Consider the following 15,553-nt stretch of genomic DNA (forward strand, 5'->3'; position numbering starts at 1 on the left):
CCGATGTCAGGCTTGATCGGTGCAGGGGCGCAGGCCAAGATCGCGGCAGGCATCAGGGAGGATGATGGCATGCGCAAGACGATGATGGCGGCGGTTCTGGTGATCATGGGGGCAGGGGGCGCGCTGGCAGAGCCGCTTCTGGGCACATGGCGGACGGCGCCCGATGACAATGGCAATACCGGCCTGATCGAGGTGGCCCCCTGCGGGCAGCAGATCTGCGGCACGCTGGTGAAAAGCTTCGACAGCGCCGGCAAGGAGATGGCCAGCCCCAACACCGGCAGGCAGATCATTTCCGAGACCGTGAATGCGGGAGGCGGGTCCTACAAGGGCAAGGTCTGGTCGCCCGATCGCGACAAGACCTATAATTCGCGGCTGGAACTGACCGGCGACACGCTGAAGGTCAGCGGCTGCGTGCTGGGCATCTGCCGCGACGGTGGCAGCTGGTCGCGGCTCAAGTGACCTTGCGGCTGGCGGCCCTGATCAGGGCTGCCAGCGCAGAAAATTCCCGATCATCCGCAGTCCGACTCGCTGGCTTTTCTCGGGGTGGAACTGCATGCCGAGGATATTGTCGCGGCCGACGATGGCGGTGATCGGCCCGGCATAATCCACATGCGCCAGCAGATGCGCGGGTTCGGCCACATGCATGTGGTAGCTGTGCACGAAATAGGCGTGATCGCCCGTCTTGATCCCGTCAAAGACCGGGTGCGGATGGTCGATCACCAGATCGTTCCAGCCCATATGCGGCACTTTCAGCGCGGGATCGGCGGGCGTGATGCGTTCGACCTGTCCGGGGATCCAGTCAAAGCCGGGGGTGGGCGTATATTCCAGCCCGCGCGTCGCCAGCATCTGCATCCCGATGCAGATCCCAAGGAAGGGGCGGGCCTGGGTGATCACGGCCTCTTCCATCGCCTCGAACAGGCCACGGTGATCGAAGAGGGCCTGCCGGCAGGCGGGATAGGCCCCGTCACCGGGCAGCACGATCCGGTCGGCGTGGCGCACGGTATCGGGGTCAGAGGTCACGATGACCTGACCGGCACCCACCTCATCCGCCATGCGCTGAAAGGCCTTTTCGGCGGAATGCAGGTTGCCGCTTTCGTAATCGATGATGACGGTGCTCATGCCAGCCTACAGCGTGCCCTTGGTGGAGGGGATGGCATCGGCACGGCGGGGATCAGGCTCGACCGCTTCGCGCAGGGCGCGGGCGACAGCCTTGAATGCGGCCTCGGCGATGTGGTGGCTGTTGAAGCCGTGCAGGCGGTCCACATGCAGGGTTATGCCGCCATGGGTCGCGAGGGCCTGGAAGAATTCGCGCACCAGTTCGGTGTCGAATGTGCCGATCTTGGCGGTGGGGATATCCAGGTTCCACACAAGGAAGGGCCGCCCCGACAGGTCAAGCGCCGCGCGCACCTGCGCGTCATCCATGGGCAGCAGGCAGCTGCCGTAGCGGCGGATGCCGCGCTTGTCGCCAAGGGCCTGCGTCAGCGCCTGTCCCAGCGCGATGCCCACATCCTCGACCGTGTGGTGATCGTCGATATGCAGATCGCCCGTGGCACGGATGGTCATGTCGATCAGCGCGTGACGCGACAACTGGTCCAGCATGTGGTCGAAGAAGCCCACGCCGGTCTGGTTGTCGTAGCGCCCGGTGCCGTCCAGATCGATCTGGACGGTGATATCGGTCTCTGCCGTCTTGCGCGTGATGGTGGCGGTCCGCATGGGGTTGGCTCCGGTCCTGCTTGGTCAGGGCGCTTATAGGCGCATGGGGCGGGCGGGGGAAGGGGCCGGGCGGCACCAGATGCCGCGGCGTGTCCATTCGGCCATTGCCCGTCGGTGCCGGCTGTGCCAGCCTCTGGCGGGAAAACAGGAAAGAGTTGAGACATGAGCACCTGCGTCTTCATCCAGCTGCGCTGCAAACCCGGAAAAACCTATCAGGTGGCCGAGGATATCGCCCTGCGCGAGATCCATTCAGAGCTGCATTCGACCAGCGGCGAATATGACCTGCTGATGAAGCTTTATATTCCCGAGGGGCAGGATGTGGGCAAGTTCATCAACGATCACCTGCTGGATATTCCGGGAATCGAGCGTTCGCTGACCACGCTGACCTTCAAGGCTTTCTGAGGGGGCGAGGGCAGCGCCCCGCGCGGAATCAAGGCGCGCAGCACCGCCGCGCGATCGCAGGCATGCCCCATCGGGGCGGCGATTTTGCATGTGTTCCGGCATGAACCGAGGTTCGATGGCGGGGCGAGGATAAACTGCCCCGAATTGTCGTTGCACCGCCACCCCGCGTGTCGGCGGTCGCACGGCTTGTGTCACGGTTCAGCATTAAATCCCAAAGCGCCAAAAACAAAAAAGCCGGCCACGAGGACCGGCTTTTTTGATAATTGGAGCGGGCGAGGCGATTCGAACGCCCGACCCTAACCTTGGCAAGGTTATGCTCTACCCCTGAGCTACGCCCGCTTCCTTGGGTGAGGCGTGAGATATAAATTCTGCGCGTGACCCGCAAGAGGAAAATTGCGGCTTTTCGCAAAAACTTTTTCCGAGCTCACCGCAGGCTTTCAAAACACCCCGGATCAGAACAGCGCATGGGCGATATTGGCCGCGCCGCCCACAAGCAGCACGCCGAATGTCATGGCCGCACCGCCGCCGCGCAGGGCCGAGGTATGCGGCAGCCGGGCCATCCCAAGCGCATGCATGATCCGCGCCAGCAGCAGGACAGCCCCCAAAGCATGCAGGGCCAGCGCGGGCGCGCCCTGCATTTCGGCCAGCAGCAGCAGGATCAGCGCCAGCGGCACGTATTCGGCGAAATTCGCATGCAGGCGCATGGCATTGGCCATGACCGGATCGCCCTTGTCACCGGCATAGACCTTTTGCTGCACGCGCACGCGGATCACCCAGCCGCTGATGCCGACATAAAGCAGCGCAAGAAGCCCCGCATAAAGCGCCGTGATATGCGGAATCATGCCTCGAACTCCACCAGCAGATCCTTGGCGTCGATCGAGGCGCCGGGCGTCACATGCACGGCCTTGATCGTGGCGTCATGATCGGCATGAATGCCGGTTTCCATCTTCATCGCCTCGATCGTCAGCAGCAGATCGCCCGCCTTGACCTTCGCGCCCGGCGTGGCCGCGACACTGGCCACGACACCGGGCATCGGCGCGCCGATATGGGCGTGGTTGCCGGATTCGGCCTTGGGCCGGGCGGCGGTCTGGGATTTCACCAGACGGTTTGGCACGCGGATCACGCGGGGCTGGCCGTTCAGTTCGAAGAAGACCTTGACCTCGCCATCGTCGGTCGTCTCGCCCACGGCTTGCAGGCGGATTTCCAGGGTCTTGCCGGGGTCGATCTCGGCGGTGATCTCCTCGCCCGGCTCCATCCCGTAGAGATAGGTGCGCGTGGGCAGGGTGCGGACCGGGCCATAAACGCGGTGACGGCCCATGTAATCCAGGAAAACCTTGGGATACATCAGGTATCCGTTCAGATCCTCGTCATCGACCTTCTTGCCCTCAAGCTGCTTTTCCAGATCGGCACGGGCCGCGTCCAGATCGACGGGGGGCAGATGCTTGCCGGGGCGTTCGGTGTTCGGTTTCTCGCCTTTCAGCACCTTGGCGACCAGCGCCGGGGGAAAGCCGCCCGGCGGCTGGCCCAGGTTGCCGCGCAGCATGTCGATCACCGAATCCGGGAAAGCCACATCGGTGGCGGGGTCTTCGACCTGCGCGCGGGTCAGGCCCTGGCTGACCATCATCAGCGCCATGTCGCCCACCACCTTGGACGAGGGCGTGACCTTGACGATATCGCCGAACATCCGGTTCACATCCGCATAGGTGCGGGCGACCTCGGGCCATTTTTCCTCAAGCCCGAGGCTGCGGGCCTGCGCCTTGAGGTTGGTGAACTGCCCGCCCGGCATCTCGTGCAGATAGACTTCGGAGGCGGGGGCCTGAAGGCCGGCCTCGAAGGCCACGTATTGCGCGCGCACCTGTTCCCAGTAATCCGAGATTTCGCGCACGCGGTCGATGCTGATCCCGGTGTCGCGCGGGGTGTGGCGCAGCCCCTCGACGATGGACCCAAGGCAGGCCTGAGAGGTGCCGCCCGAAAAGGCATCCATCGCCGCATCCACCGCATCGACGCCCGCATCGGCGGCGGCCAGGATCGAGGCGCCGGCGATGCCGCTGGTGTCATGTGTGTGGAAGTGCACCGGGATCGTCAGCTCGTCCTTGAGCGCCTTGACCAGAATGCGGGCGGCGGCCGGTTTCAGAAGGCCCGCCATATCCTTGAGGCCAAGGACATGCGCGCCGGCCGCCTCAAGCTCTTTCGCCATGGCGACATAGTATTTCAGGTCATATTTGGCGCGATCCGGGTCAAGGATATCGCCGGTATAGCAGATCGCGGCCTCGCAGATCCGCTCGTTCTCCAGCACCGCGTCCATGGCGACGCGCATGTTTTCGGTCCAGTTGAGGCTGTCGAAGACGCGGAACACATCCACGCCGGTTTCCGCGGCCTGGCGCACGAATTCACGCACCACGTTGTCGGGGTAGTTCGTGTATCCCACCCCGTTCGAGGCGCGCAGCAGCATCTGGGTCAGCAGGTTCGGCATGGCGCGGCGCAGGTCGCGCAGGCGCTGCCAGGGGCATTCCTGCAAGAAGCGGTAGGCCACATCGAAGGTCGCACCCCCCCAGCATTCGACGCTGAAAAGTTCCGGCAGGTTGGCGGCATAGGTGGGGGCCACGCGGATCATGTCGATGGACCGCATGCGGGTGGCCAGCAAGGATTGATGCCCGTCGCGCATGGTCGTGTCGGTCAGAAGCAGGCGCTGCTGCGCCAGCATCCAGTCGGCCACGGCCTTGGGCCCCTCGCGTTCCAGCAGGGTCTTGGTGCCTTCACGCAACGCGCCGGGCGCGGATTTCGGCGGGCGCGGCTGGCGCGCCTCGGCCGGCGGTTTGGGGCGGCCTGCGGTTTCGGGATGCCCGTTCACGGTGATATCCGCGATATAGGTCAGGATCTTGGTGGCCCGGTCGCGGCGCTTGTGGAACTGGAACAGCTCGGGCGTCTCGTCGATGAACTTGGTGTGGTATTCGTTGTTCAGAAACGTCGGGTGCTTCAGCAGGTTCTCGACAAAGGCAATGTTGGTGCTGACGCCGCGGATGCGGAATTCGCGCAGGGCGCGGTCCATCCGGGCGATCGCAGCCTCGGGCGTTTGCGCCCAGGCGGTGACCTTTTCCAGCAGGCTGTCATAAAAGCGCGTGATCACCGCGCCCGAATAGGCGGTGCCGCCATCCAGACGGATGCCCATGCCGGTGGCCCCGCGATAGGCGGTGATGCGGCCGTAATCTGGGATGAAGTTGTTCTGGGGGTCTTCCGTCGTGATCCGGGTCTGCAGCGCGTGGCCGTTCAGATGGATGTCCGATTGCGCGGCCTTGCCTGTGGCCTCGGCCAGGGTCTTGCCTTCGGCGATCTTGATCTGCGCCTGCACGATGTCGATGCCGGTCACCGCCTCGGTCACGGTATGTTCGACCTGTACACGGGGGTTCACCTCGATGAAGTAGAACTTGTCGTCGTCCATATCCATCAGGAATTCGACAGTGCCCGCGCATTCGTAATTCACATGGGCGCAGATGCGGCGGCCAAGTTCGCACAGTTCCTCGCGCTGGGCTTGGCTCAGGTAGGGGGCGGGCGCGCGTTCCACGACCTTCTGGTTGCGGCGCTGCACCGAACAGTCGCGTTCCCACAGGTGATAGATCTGCCCGTGGCTGTCGCCCAGGATCTGCACCTCGACGTGGCGCGCCTTGAGGATCATCTTTTCCAGATACCCCTCGCCATTGCCAAAGGCGGCCTCGGCCTCGCGGCGGCCTTCCATGACCTTTTCGGCCAGTTCCTTTTCACCGTGAATCGGGCGCATGCCGCGCCCGCCGCCGCCCCAGCTGGCCTTGAGCATCAGCGGATAGCCGATTGCGGCCGCCTCGGCGCGGATCTTGTCCATGTCGCTGCCCAGCACCTCTGTCGCGGGGATCACGGGCACGCCTGCGGCCATCGCCACCTTGCGGGCGCTGGCCTTGTCACCCAGAGCGCGCATGGTTTCGGCCTTGGGGCCGATGAAGGTGATGCCGTTGGCGGTGCAGGCATCCACGAAATCGGGGTTTTCGGACAGCAGGCCGTAGCCCGGATGGATCGCATCCGCACCCGATTGCTTGGCCACGCGGATGATCTCGTCAATGCTGAGGTAGGCGGCAACCGGGCCCAGCCCCTCGCCGATGCGGTAGGCCTCATCGGCCTTGAAGCGATGCAGGCTCAGCTTGTCTTCCTCGGCGAAGACGGCCACGGTGCGCTTGCCCAGTTCGTTGGCGGCGCGCATGACGCGAATGGCGATTTCACCCCGGTTGGCAATGAGGATCTTCTTGAACTCGGCCATGGTCTGCTCCTTGCTGACGTGACGATCCGGTGACCCGGTTCCCTTGACTGCGCCCATGCGTAGCCGCATGCTGCATTGCAGCGCAAGTGCGGGCATGGCGCGACTGTAACAATCTGCAAGATTTCCGCCTTGCCCGAAAGCGACAAGGAGACCTGTCGGAACCTAGGCAGGCATCAGCCGCCCCGGCAGGTCGCGCAGGGCATGGGTGCCAAGCTGGCCCATGTTGGACGCGATGTCCTTTTTCAGCATCTCGATCAGATGGGCGGGGCCTGCCTCGCCCAGGGCGCCAAGGGCGTAATGCCAGGGGCGACCCATCATGACGAAATCGGCGCCAAGGGCGATGGCCCGCAGGATATCCAGACCGCCCTCGATCCCGCTGTCGAAGATCACCGGCAGTTTTGTCGCCGCCCGGATCCCCGGCAGCATGGAAATGGTCGAGGGTGCGCCATCGAACTGCCGGCCGGCATGGTTGCTGACCCAGACCGCATCGGCCCCGGCCTTTTCCAGCATCGGCACATCGCGCGCATCCAGCACGCCCTTGACGATCAGGGGGCCGTCCCAGGCATCACGCAGCGCCTTGAGATACTCCATATCCGGCGAGGTACGCAGCATGTAGCCTGCGTGTTCAGTGGAACTGAGGCCGGTCAACTGCCCCGCATAGCCGTCGATCAGCCGCATGCGGGGCATGCCAAGCCGCGCGGTGCCAAGCGCCCAGGCCGGGCAGCGCGCCACCTGCGCCAGAAGGCGCGGGGTCAGGCGCGGGGGCGATGTCAGGCCGGAACGTGTCTGCCGTTCGCGGCGGCTGGCTACGGGCACATCGACGGTCAGCACCAGCGCGGAAAAGCCCGCGTCACGGGCGCGTTTCAGCATGTCGGCGCGGATGCCCGTATCGCGCGGCGGATAGATCTGGAACCAGCCGTTGCCATCCAGATGGGGGCCGACGTCCTCGGGTGTGCGGCTGGCCACGGTGGACAGGCCATAGGGCAGGCCCGCCTTGGTGGCATTGCGCGCCAGGATCCGTTCGGCATCCGGCCAGAACAGGCCCGACATGCCCACCGGGCTGACACCGAAGGGCAGGGCATGGGTCTTGCCGAAGAGGCTGACCGACATGTCGGGCTGAAATTCGCCATGCAGGATCGAGGGCATCAGCAGCACGCTGTCCAGATCCGCGCGGTTGCGGCGCAGCACGGATTCGCTGCCCGTGGCGCTGTCGAGATATTCGAAGACGAACCAGGGCATACGGCGCCGGGCCTGTGCCTTGAGATCGGAAAGGGCGGGGTAGCGTTGAAACAGATCCATGGCGCGCATTTGTCTGAGCCTTCCCTGATTTGTCCATATCCGAGTTTTCGCAAAACCGGGTGCTGGGAAAATATCGCCGGAACATAACAAGAACTTCACTTCCCCTTGGCGCTGTCGCGCGCTAGGATCGCGCGCATGAGCCATTTTGACGACATGCCCGCCACATCCGCTGTGCCGCTTTCGGCGCGTGCCATGGCCGCACGGCCTGCAGCCCCCTACCTTGAGGGGTTGAACCCCGCGCAGCGCGCCGCGGTCGAGGCGCTGGACGGTCCCGTGCTGATGCTGGCCGGGGCCGGCACCGGCAAGACCAAGGCGCTGACCGCGCGGATCGTGCATCTGATGGCGATGGGCAAGGCGCGGCCCGATCAGATCCTGGCGGTGACCTTCACCAACAAGGCCGCGCGCGAGATGAAAAAGCGCGTGGGCACCATGCTGGGCCAGCAGGTCGAAGGGATGCCCTGGCTGGGCACGTTCCATTCGGTCTGCGTCAAGCTGCTGCGCCGCCATGCCGAACTGGTCGGGCTCAAGTCGAATTTCACGATTCTGGATACCGATGATCAGCTTCGCCTGCTCAAGCAGCTTCTGGCCGCGACCAATATCGACGACAAGCGCTGGCCCGCACGGATGCTGGCGGGGATCATCGACGGCTGGAAGAACCGCGCCTGGACGCCGGAAAAGGTGCCTGCCGCCGAGGCCGGGGCCTATAATAACCGCGGAATGGAGCTTTACGCCGCCTATCAGGCCCGGCTGCGGGATCTGAATGCCGTCGATTTCGGCGATCTGCTGCTGCATATGGTCCATATCTTCCAGAAACATGACGATGTGCTGGAACAGTATCGCAGCCGGTTCCGCTATATCCTGGTGGACGAGTACCAGGATACCAACGTGGCGCAGTACCTCTGGCTGCGGCTGCTGGCGGGCGGGCATCGCAACATTTGCTGCGTCGGTGACGATGATCAGTCCATTTATGGCTGGCGCGGGGCCGAAGTGGGCAACATCCTGCGGTTCGAGACGGATTTTCCCGGCGCCACGGTTGTCCGGCTGGAACAGAATTACCGCTCGACCCCGCATATACTGGCTGCCGCCTCGGGGGTGATCGCGGGCAACCAGGGGCGGTTGGGCAAGACGCTGTGGACGCAGGAGCAGGACGGCGAGAAGGTGCGCCTGATCGGCCATTGGGACGGCGAGGAGGAGGCCCGCTGGATCGGCGAGGAGATCGAGGCGCTGCAACGCGGCACCCGCGGGATGCGCCAGTATTCCCTCGATGACATGGCCATCCTCGTGCGCGCCAGCCACCAGATGCGCGCCTTCGAGGATCGATTCCTGACCATCGGCCTGCCGTACCGGGTCATCGGCGGCCCGCGTTTCTACGAACGGCTCGAGATCCGGGATGCCATGGCCTATTTCCGCGTGGTGACAAGCCCCGCCGACGATCTGGCCTTCGAGCGGATCGTGAACACGCCCAAGCGCGGCCTGGGCGACAAGGCGCAGCAGACCATCCAGCGCATCGCGCGCGACAATGGCGTGCCGCTGGTGCAGGGCGCGCAGATCGCGGTGGGCGACAAGGCGATCACCGGCAAGGCGGCGGTGGCGCTGGGCCAGCTGGTCAGCGATATCGCCCGCTGGGGCCGGATGGCGGGTGATCCCGATATCAGCCATGTCGACCTGGCCGAGATGATCCTGGACGAAAGCGGCTATACCGCAATGTGGCAGGCCGACAAGACGCCCGAGGGGCCGGGGCGGCTTGAGAACCTCAAGGAACTGGTCAAGGCGTTGGAGCAGTTCGAGAACCTGCAAGGGTTCCTGGAACATGTCAGCCTGATCATGGACAACGAATCCTCGGAGGATGGCGAAAAGGTCAGCATCATGACCCTGCATGCCGCCAAGGGGCTGGAATTTCCCGCCGTTTTCCTGCCGGGCTGGGAGGACGGGCTGTTCCCGTCGCAACGCTCGATGGATGAAAGCGGCACCAAGGGGCTGGAGGAAGAACGCAGGCTGGCCTATGTCGGCATCACCCGCGCCGAGGAGGTCTGCACGATCTCTTTCGCGGGCAACCGGCGTGTGTTCGGTCAGTGGCAATCGGCGCTGCCCTCGCGGTTCATCGACGAATTGCCCGAAGATCATGTCGAGGTGCTGACCCCGCCGGGCCTTTATGGTGGTGGCTTCGGGGCTGCCGGCATGGGGGGCTTGGGCGGGGGTGTGCGCTCGGGCATCGAGGATCGCGTGGCCGAGGCCAATGTCTACAACTCGCCGGGCTGGAAGCGGCTGCAAAGCCGCAGCGCGCAACGCCCGGTCAGCCAGCCGCGCGAGTCGCGCGATACGGTGATCGACCTGCAGGCCGTCAGCGCCCATGCGGTGGGCGAGCGCGTGTTCCACCAGAAATTCGGCTATGGCGTCATCGAGGCGATCGAAGGCGACAAGCTGGATATCGCCTTTGACAAGGCCGGAACCAAGAAGGTTGTCGCGCGCTTTGTCACCGGGGCGGATGATATTCCGTTCTGATTGGCCGTTCTGATCGGCCGTTCTGATTGGCCTTCCATGGATCAGCGAGGTTGACACCCGCGCGGCACGCGCCGGGGTTGCGACGCTTTGCGCCAGTTCCGTGCTGATCTGATACCCCACCCCCAAAAAGAAAACGGCGACACCCAGGGAGGAGGAGGGGTGCCGCCGCTCTTGCTACGTGGCCCTCAGGGAGGAGGAGGAGAGCCAGCGTGTCAGTAGGGACGACAGTATCCAGGGAGGAGGAGAGGATACCGCCGCTCTTGCATACGAAGACCCTCAGGGAGGAGGAGAGAGGGCTTCGCAATCTTGTCAAGGCGCGGCGACACCCAGGGAGGAGGAGAAGGTGTCGCCGCTCTTGGTAACGAAAGACCTCAGGGAGGAGGAGGAAGTCTTTCGTATTCTTTTAAGGCGCGGCGGCATCCAGGGAGGAGGAGAGGATGCCGCCGCTAGTTCACAGATGCCCCAGGGAGGAGGAGAGGGGCACCTGATCCCGATGTTACTTTTTCGCCCCGTAGGCGTATTCATAGGCGACCGAGCGGATCTGCGAACGGTTCAGGCCCATATCGGCCAGCACGCTGTTCGGCAGGATCGCCAGATCGTTGACGGTGTCGCGGAACACCCGGTAACGGGCGTAGCGCTGCGCGAGGTCGGTCATGATCGCCTGCAGCTTGCCACCCAGGCCGGTTTCAGCGGCGCGGGGCTGTGCAAGGCGAAGATCCGATGTATAAGCCATTTTCGGTCACTTTCGTTCATGCTCGGTAGCGATATGGGGTTCGCTCTGTTGTGTTCAAGATACGTCGATGCTGCGTCAGCACAATACCCATTGGCGCAATGCTGCCATGCAGCAAATGCATATGAAAGACTGACCTATTATTTGGGCAGGATGCCTGCGAAATAAGCGAATCTCGCGTGGCTCTTGTCTCGGCCGAGAAAGCTGCCACCTATGGCGAATCGAAAATGGAGAAAACGGCATGGCAGTCACGAAAGAGACGATCGAACAGGCCCTGCGCCAATTGGCCTTGCCCGATGGTGGCGACCTGATCGGCCGCGACATGGTGCGGGCACTGACCCTTTCCGAGGGGGCCGTTCGATTTGTGATCGAGGCGCCCAGCCCTGAAATCGCGCGCCAGATGGAGCCGCTGCGCGTCGCCGCCGAACAGATCGTCGCGCGCATCCCCGGCGTCGATAGCGTCAGCGTCGCGCTGACCGCCCATGGTCCGGCGGAAAAGCCGCCAGCACCCAGCCTGAAGATCGGCGGGCATCCGACCCCGCAGGCAGGGCCCACCAAACCTTCGGGCGTGGACAGGATCCTGGCGATTGCCTCGGGCAAGGGCGGTGTGGGCAAATCCACGGTGTCATCCAACCTGGCGGTGGCGCTGGCCCGGCAGGGGCGGCGCGTCGGGCTGCTGGATGCCGATATCTACGGGCCCAGCCAGCCGCGCATGATGGGCGTCAGTCAGCGCCCGGCCAGCCCGGATGGCAAGACGATCACCCCGCTGCATGCGCATGGCGTCACGATGATGTCGATCGGGCTGATGCTGGACCCGGACAAGGCGGTGGTCTGGCGCGGTCCGATGCTGATGGGCGCGCTGCAGCAGATGCTGGGGCAGGTCGCCTGGGGTGAACTTGACGTGCTGCTGGTCGATCTGCCGCCCGGTACGGGCGATGTGCAACTGACCCTGTGCCAGCGCACGCAACTGACCGGGGCCATCGTCGTGTCAACACCGCAGGATGTGGCGCTGCTGGATGCGCGCAAGGCCATCGACATGTTCAATACGCTCAAGACGCCGGTGCTGGGCCTGATCGAGAACATGTCGGTCTTCTGCTGCCCGAAATGCGGGCATGAGACGCCGATCTTCGGTCATGGCGGTGTGAAGGCCGAGGCCGAGAAGATGGGCGTGCCGCTACTGGCCGAATTGCCGATCGACCTGGAGACGCGGCTGGCGGGGGATGGGGGCACGCCGATCGCGGCGGGCGAGACCGCAGCGGCGCAGAGCTATGCGGCGCTGGCGCGTCGCCTGATCGACGGTGGCATGGCCTGAGCCGTCGGATCATGAGTATTTAGGGAAAGATGAAAGGCGCGCGGCATATGTCGCGCGCCTTTCGGTTTGTCAGGCTGTTTGTTGCGCGGTTGATCAGGGCTTGCGGCGCGGCACCGCGTTGGGGCCGCGTGCCGGGGCGCCGCTGCGCGGTTTGCCACCCTTGCCGGCGGGCAGGGGCTTGCCGCCCGGTCCCAGCCGTGCCGAGGTGTTGGCGGCGGCATTGCGTGCCGGTGCGGCACCTGCCGGCTTGTCGCCGGATTTCTCCCAAGGTTTGCCGCCCGGCTTGCCATAGGGTTTGTCACCCGGTTTTCCGGCCGATTTTCCATAAGGTTTGTCACCGGGCTTGCCTGCGGGTTTTCCTGCGGGCTTGCCATAGGGTTTGTCGCCCGGTTTGCCATAGGGTTTCGCCCCTGGCTTTGCCCCCGGTTTGCCATAGGGTTTGTCGGCCCGTGGTTTGGGGCTGTCAAAGCCGCGATGCACCTCGGGGTCCATCTCGCGCGGCTTGTCGCTGCGCGGTTTTGCGGCATGCGATTTCATCCCTTCGGAGCGGGCCGGTTTCGCGCCGCTGCCATGGGATTTGAAGCCGGTCGACTTGAAGCCTTCCGGCTTCGGGGCGGACTTGACCCCTGCGGGTTTCGCGGGGCGGGGCCGATCCTCTTCGGGGGCGCGGGCGGGCTTCGGGCGATGCGATTTGATGCCCTCGGATGCCGGCGCGACCTCGGCGGGGGGCAAGCGGTCGGGCACATCGGCCCAGGCCGCGGCTTCGGCCGGGGGCGGGGCGCGGCGCACCGGGGCAGGGCGTTCCGTGCGCTCGGGACGGTCGGCGCCGCGATGCGGCTTGCGGTCGGGGCGGTCGCCACGGTCAGCGCGCGGCGGGGCGGCGACGCGCGGCATCGACGCCAGGTCGGGGGCGCTGTCCATCACGCTGACCTTGGCGCCACCGTCAAGTGCCGCATCGGGGCCGAGTGCCTTCAGAAAGCCGGGCAGGGCCGAGGCCAGAAGTTCGACATAGGTTTCATCGGCCTGCACCCGGATCGCGCCGATATCGTCGCGCGTGATGTCGCCCGCCTTGCACAATGTCGGCAAGAGCCAGCGCGCCTCGGCCCGTTCATTGGCGCCGACCGACAGGCGCAGCCATCTGGACGGCCCGAAGGTCTTGCGCGGGGCAGCGTCGCGCTTGCGCTCGGGGCGGATATCGGGATCGGGCAATTCTTCGGGTGCGGAATGGCGGCTGTAGAAGAGGCGCAGATAGGCGCCCGCGATCTGTTCTGCCGTATAGGTGGCGGTGATGCGGGCGACGAAATCCTCCTCGCCCTCGTTCAGCGGCTCCAGCCAGACCGGATCGTTGATCAGGCGTTCCTCATCCTTGGCGCGCACCTCGTCAGCCGAAGGCGGCAGCGCCCATTCGGCAGTGATCTTGGCGAATTTGAGCAGCCGTTCCGCCTTGGCGCGGGTCTTGGGCGTGACCACCAGGGCGGACACCCCCTTGCGCCCGGCGCGGCCCGTCCGGCCCGAGCGGTGCATCAGCGTTTCCGAATTGCTGGGCAGTTCGGCATGGATCACCAGTTCCAGGTTCGGCAGGTCGATGCCGCGCGCCGCCACATCGGTGGCCACACAGACACGGGCGCGCCCGTCGCGCATGGCTTGCAGCGCATGGGTGCGTTCGGCCTGGCTGAGTTCACCCGACAGGGCCACGACGGAAAAGCCGCGATTGGCGAAACGTGCGACCAGACGCGCCACGGTGGCGCGGGTGTTGCAGAAGACGATGGCATTCTGCGCCTCGTAGTAGCGCAGCAGGTTGATGATCGCGCCCTCGGTGCCGTCATAGGCGGCCGTCAGCGCGCGGTATTCGATATCGGCATGTTGCGTGGCGCCGGTGGTGGTGGCCACGCGCACGGCATTGTCCTTGAGATATGTCTTCGACAGTTCCGCGATGCCGCGCGGCACGGTGGCCGAGAACATCAGCGTGCGGCGCGTCTCGGGCGCTTCGGAGAGGATGAATTCCAGATCGTCCTTGAAGCCCAGGTCCAGCATCTCGTCGGCCTCGTCCAGCACGACGGCGCGGATTGTTCCGAGGTCGATCGACCCGCGCATGATATGGTCGCGCAGGCGGCCCGGTGTCGCCACGACGATATGGGCGCCGCGGTCCAGCGCGCGGCGCTCGTCGCGCATGTCCATGCCCCCCACGCAAGAGGCCATGACCACGCCCGCATCCTGGTAGAGCCACTGGAATTCGCGTTTCACCTGCAACGCCAGTTCACGCGTGGGCGCAATGATCAGCGCAAGCGGGGCCGCGGCGGGTGGCAGGACATGGCTTTCGCCCAGAAGAGTGGGCGCAATGGCCAGGCCAAAGCCCACGGTCTTGCCCGATCCGGTCTGCGCGGACACCAGCAGATCGGCCTCGACCAGGTCGGGGCGCATCATTTCGATCTGAACGGGTGTCAGTTCCACATAGCCGCGCCGCTCCAGCGCGTCGGCCAGAGGTTTCGTCGTCGGGTAGGGCAGGGTCATGGGATCACTCGGGTCCTTGGGCGCGGGCAGAGGCGGGGCGGGATATCCCGCGACCGGCCGCGCGCGCCTTGTGTCATAGGCTGGGGAAGGATGGTCAAGCGCTGGGCCTTACTGCCTTCGTTGCCGAATGTATAGCGCAATCGTGGATCGGGTGACAGGGCAAAGGCTGCGCGGGGTCAACGGTGCCGGTTGCGCGCGGTCAGGGCAGGCTGGAAGCGGTCCATGGGAATTTATGGGACATGATCGGCGGCTAGCGTGACTGCGGCCTGCGGCGCGGCGGGGCAAAACGAATCACTTGGTCGCGATTTCCCGTGTTTTCGGCGTGATTATGGCGTAAATCCGCAGTTTCCAGGCCTGTGCAGACCTGTCCGAGGCGATGTGTGGGGAAGGTGAATGTCCTGAGCGCAAATTTTTTGGGAAATCATGGGCCGGTACACCGCGATGGGCTCACATCAACATTTAGTGTCTGGTTTTCCACGTACACCTACAGAAGGTATATGCCTGAGCGAATTTCGCGCAAGATGTTGTTTTTCAGGGGGCTGGCGAACAAGATCATGTGGGAATCGGGGTAATATTTTTGTTGCGTACCATGAATTCCCATTCTATCCATGAAAACACGATGAGGACGGGAACAAACAAGGGGCGCCAAAGACCCCGAAGTAAAAATCCCAAGTCAGGTTTCATACAGGCACCCGCTTTTCATCGATCTGAGAGATCCGGCGCGCGAGCGAGCAGACATCCCCCCAGGTGGCGCGCGCAGTCGGACACCCCGCCAAGCGGGACGAGGGCGGCGGATTGA

The 15,553-nt window shown here is 64.6% G+C and carries 11 protein-coding genes and 1 tRNA gene; 4 read left to right on the forward strand and 8 right to left on the reverse strand.

Translation table 11 applies throughout. The features are described from left to right. Positions 1 to 69 precede the first annotated feature (69 nt). Positions 70 to 459, forward strand: a complete 390-nt coding sequence (locus ACFQ3C_RS02270; RefSeq protein WP_380789110.1) for a DUF2147 domain-containing protein — start codon at positions 70 to 72, stop codon at positions 457 to 459. Between the two features lie 21 nt (positions 460 to 480). Here the strand turns inward: ACFQ3C_RS02270 and hisH are convergent, their stop codons facing one another. Together hisH and hisB are read right to left on the reverse strand one after the other, a co-directional pair. Further along, positions 481 to 1,119, reverse strand: coding sequence for an imidazole glycerol phosphate synthase subunit HisH (gene hisH / locus ACFQ3C_RS02275; RefSeq protein ID WP_380788804.1), 639 nt, complete (start codon positions 1,117 to 1,119; stop codon positions 481 to 483). Positions 1,120 to 1,125: 6 nt separating this feature from the next. Continuing rightward, a complete protein-coding gene (gene hisB / locus ACFQ3C_RS02280; protein ID WP_380788805.1) occupies positions 1,126 to 1,713 on the reverse strand; it encodes an imidazoleglycerol-phosphate dehydratase HisB in 588 nt (195 codons plus the stop codon). Positions 1,714 to 1,875: 162 nt separating this feature from the next. On the opposite strand from hisB, the gene ACFQ3C_RS02285 reads away from it, so the two are divergent. After that, positions 1,876 to 2,115 carry an Lrp/AsnC ligand binding domain-containing protein gene (locus ACFQ3C_RS02285; protein ID WP_380788806.1) on the forward strand — a complete coding sequence of 80 codons (240 nt, stop codon included), beginning with the start codon at positions 1,876 to 1,878 and terminating at the stop codon, positions 2,113 to 2,115. A 264-nt stretch (positions 2,116 to 2,379) separates the two neighbouring features. Here ACFQ3C_RS02285 and ACFQ3C_RS02290 read toward each other — a convergent pair. The 4 genes from ACFQ3C_RS02290 to ACFQ3C_RS02305 all read right to left on the reverse strand — a co-directional run bounded on the left by ACFQ3C_RS02290 (position 2,380) and on the right by ACFQ3C_RS02305 (position 7,699). Then, positions 2,380 to 2,454, reverse strand: a tRNA-Gly gene (locus ACFQ3C_RS02290). Positions 2,455 to 2,567: 113 nt separating this feature from the next. After that, positions 2,568 to 2,957: an MAPEG family protein gene (locus ACFQ3C_RS02295; protein ID WP_380788807.1), complete on the reverse strand. Its 390-nt coding sequence runs from the start codon at positions 2,955 to 2,957 to the stop codon at positions 2,568 to 2,570. Further along, complete coding sequence (locus ACFQ3C_RS02300) at positions 2,954 to 6,400, reverse strand: pyruvate carboxylase (protein ID WP_380789111.1); 3,447 nt, start codon at positions 6,398 to 6,400, stop codon at positions 2,954 to 2,956. Before ACFQ3C_RS02300 ends, ACFQ3C_RS02295 begins: the two co-directional genes overlap by 4 nt. A 162-nt stretch (positions 6,401 to 6,562) precedes the next feature. After that, positions 6,563 to 7,699, reverse strand: a complete 1,137-nt coding sequence (locus ACFQ3C_RS02305; RefSeq protein ID WP_380788809.1) for an alpha-hydroxy acid oxidase — start codon at positions 7,697 to 7,699, stop codon at positions 6,563 to 6,565. 135 nt (positions 7,700 to 7,834) lie between these two features. Here ACFQ3C_RS02305 and ACFQ3C_RS02310 point away from each other — a divergent pair, with 135 nt between their 5' ends. Then, positions 7,835 to 10,201: an ATP-dependent helicase gene (locus tag ACFQ3C_RS02310; protein ID WP_380788810.1), complete on the forward strand. Its 2,367-nt coding sequence runs from the start codon at positions 7,835 to 7,837 to the stop codon at positions 10,199 to 10,201. Between the two features lie 496 nt (positions 10,202 to 10,697). On the opposite strand, the gene ACFQ3C_RS02315 is transcribed toward ACFQ3C_RS02310, so the two are convergent. Beyond that, positions 10,698 to 10,934 carry a DUF1127 domain-containing protein gene (locus tag ACFQ3C_RS02315; protein WP_380788812.1) on the reverse strand — a complete coding sequence of 79 codons (237 nt, stop codon included), beginning with the start codon at positions 10,932 to 10,934 and terminating at the stop codon, positions 10,698 to 10,700. A gap of 238 nt (positions 10,935 to 11,172) precedes the next feature. Between ACFQ3C_RS02315 and ACFQ3C_RS02320 the strand changes: the two genes are divergently transcribed. After that, positions 11,173 to 12,243, forward strand: a complete 1,071-nt coding sequence (locus ACFQ3C_RS02320; RefSeq protein WP_380788813.1) for an Mrp/NBP35 family ATP-binding protein — start codon at positions 11,173 to 11,175, stop codon at positions 12,241 to 12,243. A gap of 93 nt (positions 12,244 to 12,336) precedes the next feature. On the opposite strand, the gene ACFQ3C_RS02325 is transcribed toward ACFQ3C_RS02320, so the two are convergent. Next, positions 12,337 to 14,754, reverse strand: a complete 2,418-nt coding sequence (locus ACFQ3C_RS02325; protein ID WP_380788815.1) for a DEAD/DEAH box helicase — start codon at positions 14,752 to 14,754, stop codon at positions 12,337 to 12,339. Positions 14,755 to 15,553: the final 799 nt, after the last annotated feature.

This window comes from Seohaeicola saemankumensis (genome assembly GCF_042678485.1).
Lineage (GTDB): Bacteria > Pseudomonadota > Alphaproteobacteria > Rhodobacterales > Rhodobacteraceae > Seohaeicola > Seohaeicola saemankumensis.

Excerpts from the sequence above, each read along its gene's own strand:
- hisB (WP_380788805.1), bottom strand. The coding sequence starts at position 1,713 with ATGCGGACCGCCACCATCACGCGCAAGACGGCAGAGACCGATATCACC.
- ACFQ3C_RS02325 (WP_380788815.1), bottom strand. The coding sequence starts at position 14,754 with ATGACCCTGCCCTACCCGACGACGAAACCTCTGGCCGACGCGCTGGAG.
- ACFQ3C_RS02305 (WP_380788809.1), bottom strand. The coding sequence starts at position 7,699 with ATGGATCTGTTTCAACGCTACCCCGCCCTTTCCGATCTCAAGGCACAG.
- ACFQ3C_RS02310 (WP_380788810.1), top strand. The coding sequence starts at position 7,835 with ATGAGCCATTTTGACGACATGCCCGCCACATCCGCTGTGCCGCTTTCG.
- hisH (WP_380788804.1), bottom strand. The coding sequence starts at position 1,119 with ATGAGCACCGTCATCATCGATTACGAAAGCGGCAACCTGCATTCCGCC.
- ACFQ3C_RS02270 (WP_380789110.1), top strand. The coding sequence starts at position 70 with ATGCGCAAGACGATGATGGCGGCGGTTCTGGTGATCATGGGGGCAGGG.
- ACFQ3C_RS02315 (WP_380788812.1), bottom strand. The coding sequence starts at position 10,934 with ATGGCTTATACATCGGATCTTCGCCTTGCACAGCCCCGCGCCGCTGAA.
- ACFQ3C_RS02320 (WP_380788813.1), top strand. The coding sequence starts at position 11,173 with ATGGCAGTCACGAAAGAGACGATCGAACAGGCCCTGCGCCAATTGGCC.
- ACFQ3C_RS02300 (WP_380789111.1), bottom strand. The coding sequence starts at position 6,400 with ATGGCCGAGTTCAAGAAGATCCTCATTGCCAACCGGGGTGAAATCGCC.
- ACFQ3C_RS02285 (WP_380788806.1), top strand. The coding sequence starts at position 1,876 with ATGAGCACCTGCGTCTTCATCCAGCTGCGCTGCAAACCCGGAAAAACC.
- ACFQ3C_RS02295 (WP_380788807.1), bottom strand. The coding sequence starts at position 2,957 with ATGATTCCGCATATCACGGCGCTTTATGCGGGGCTTCTTGCGCTGCTT.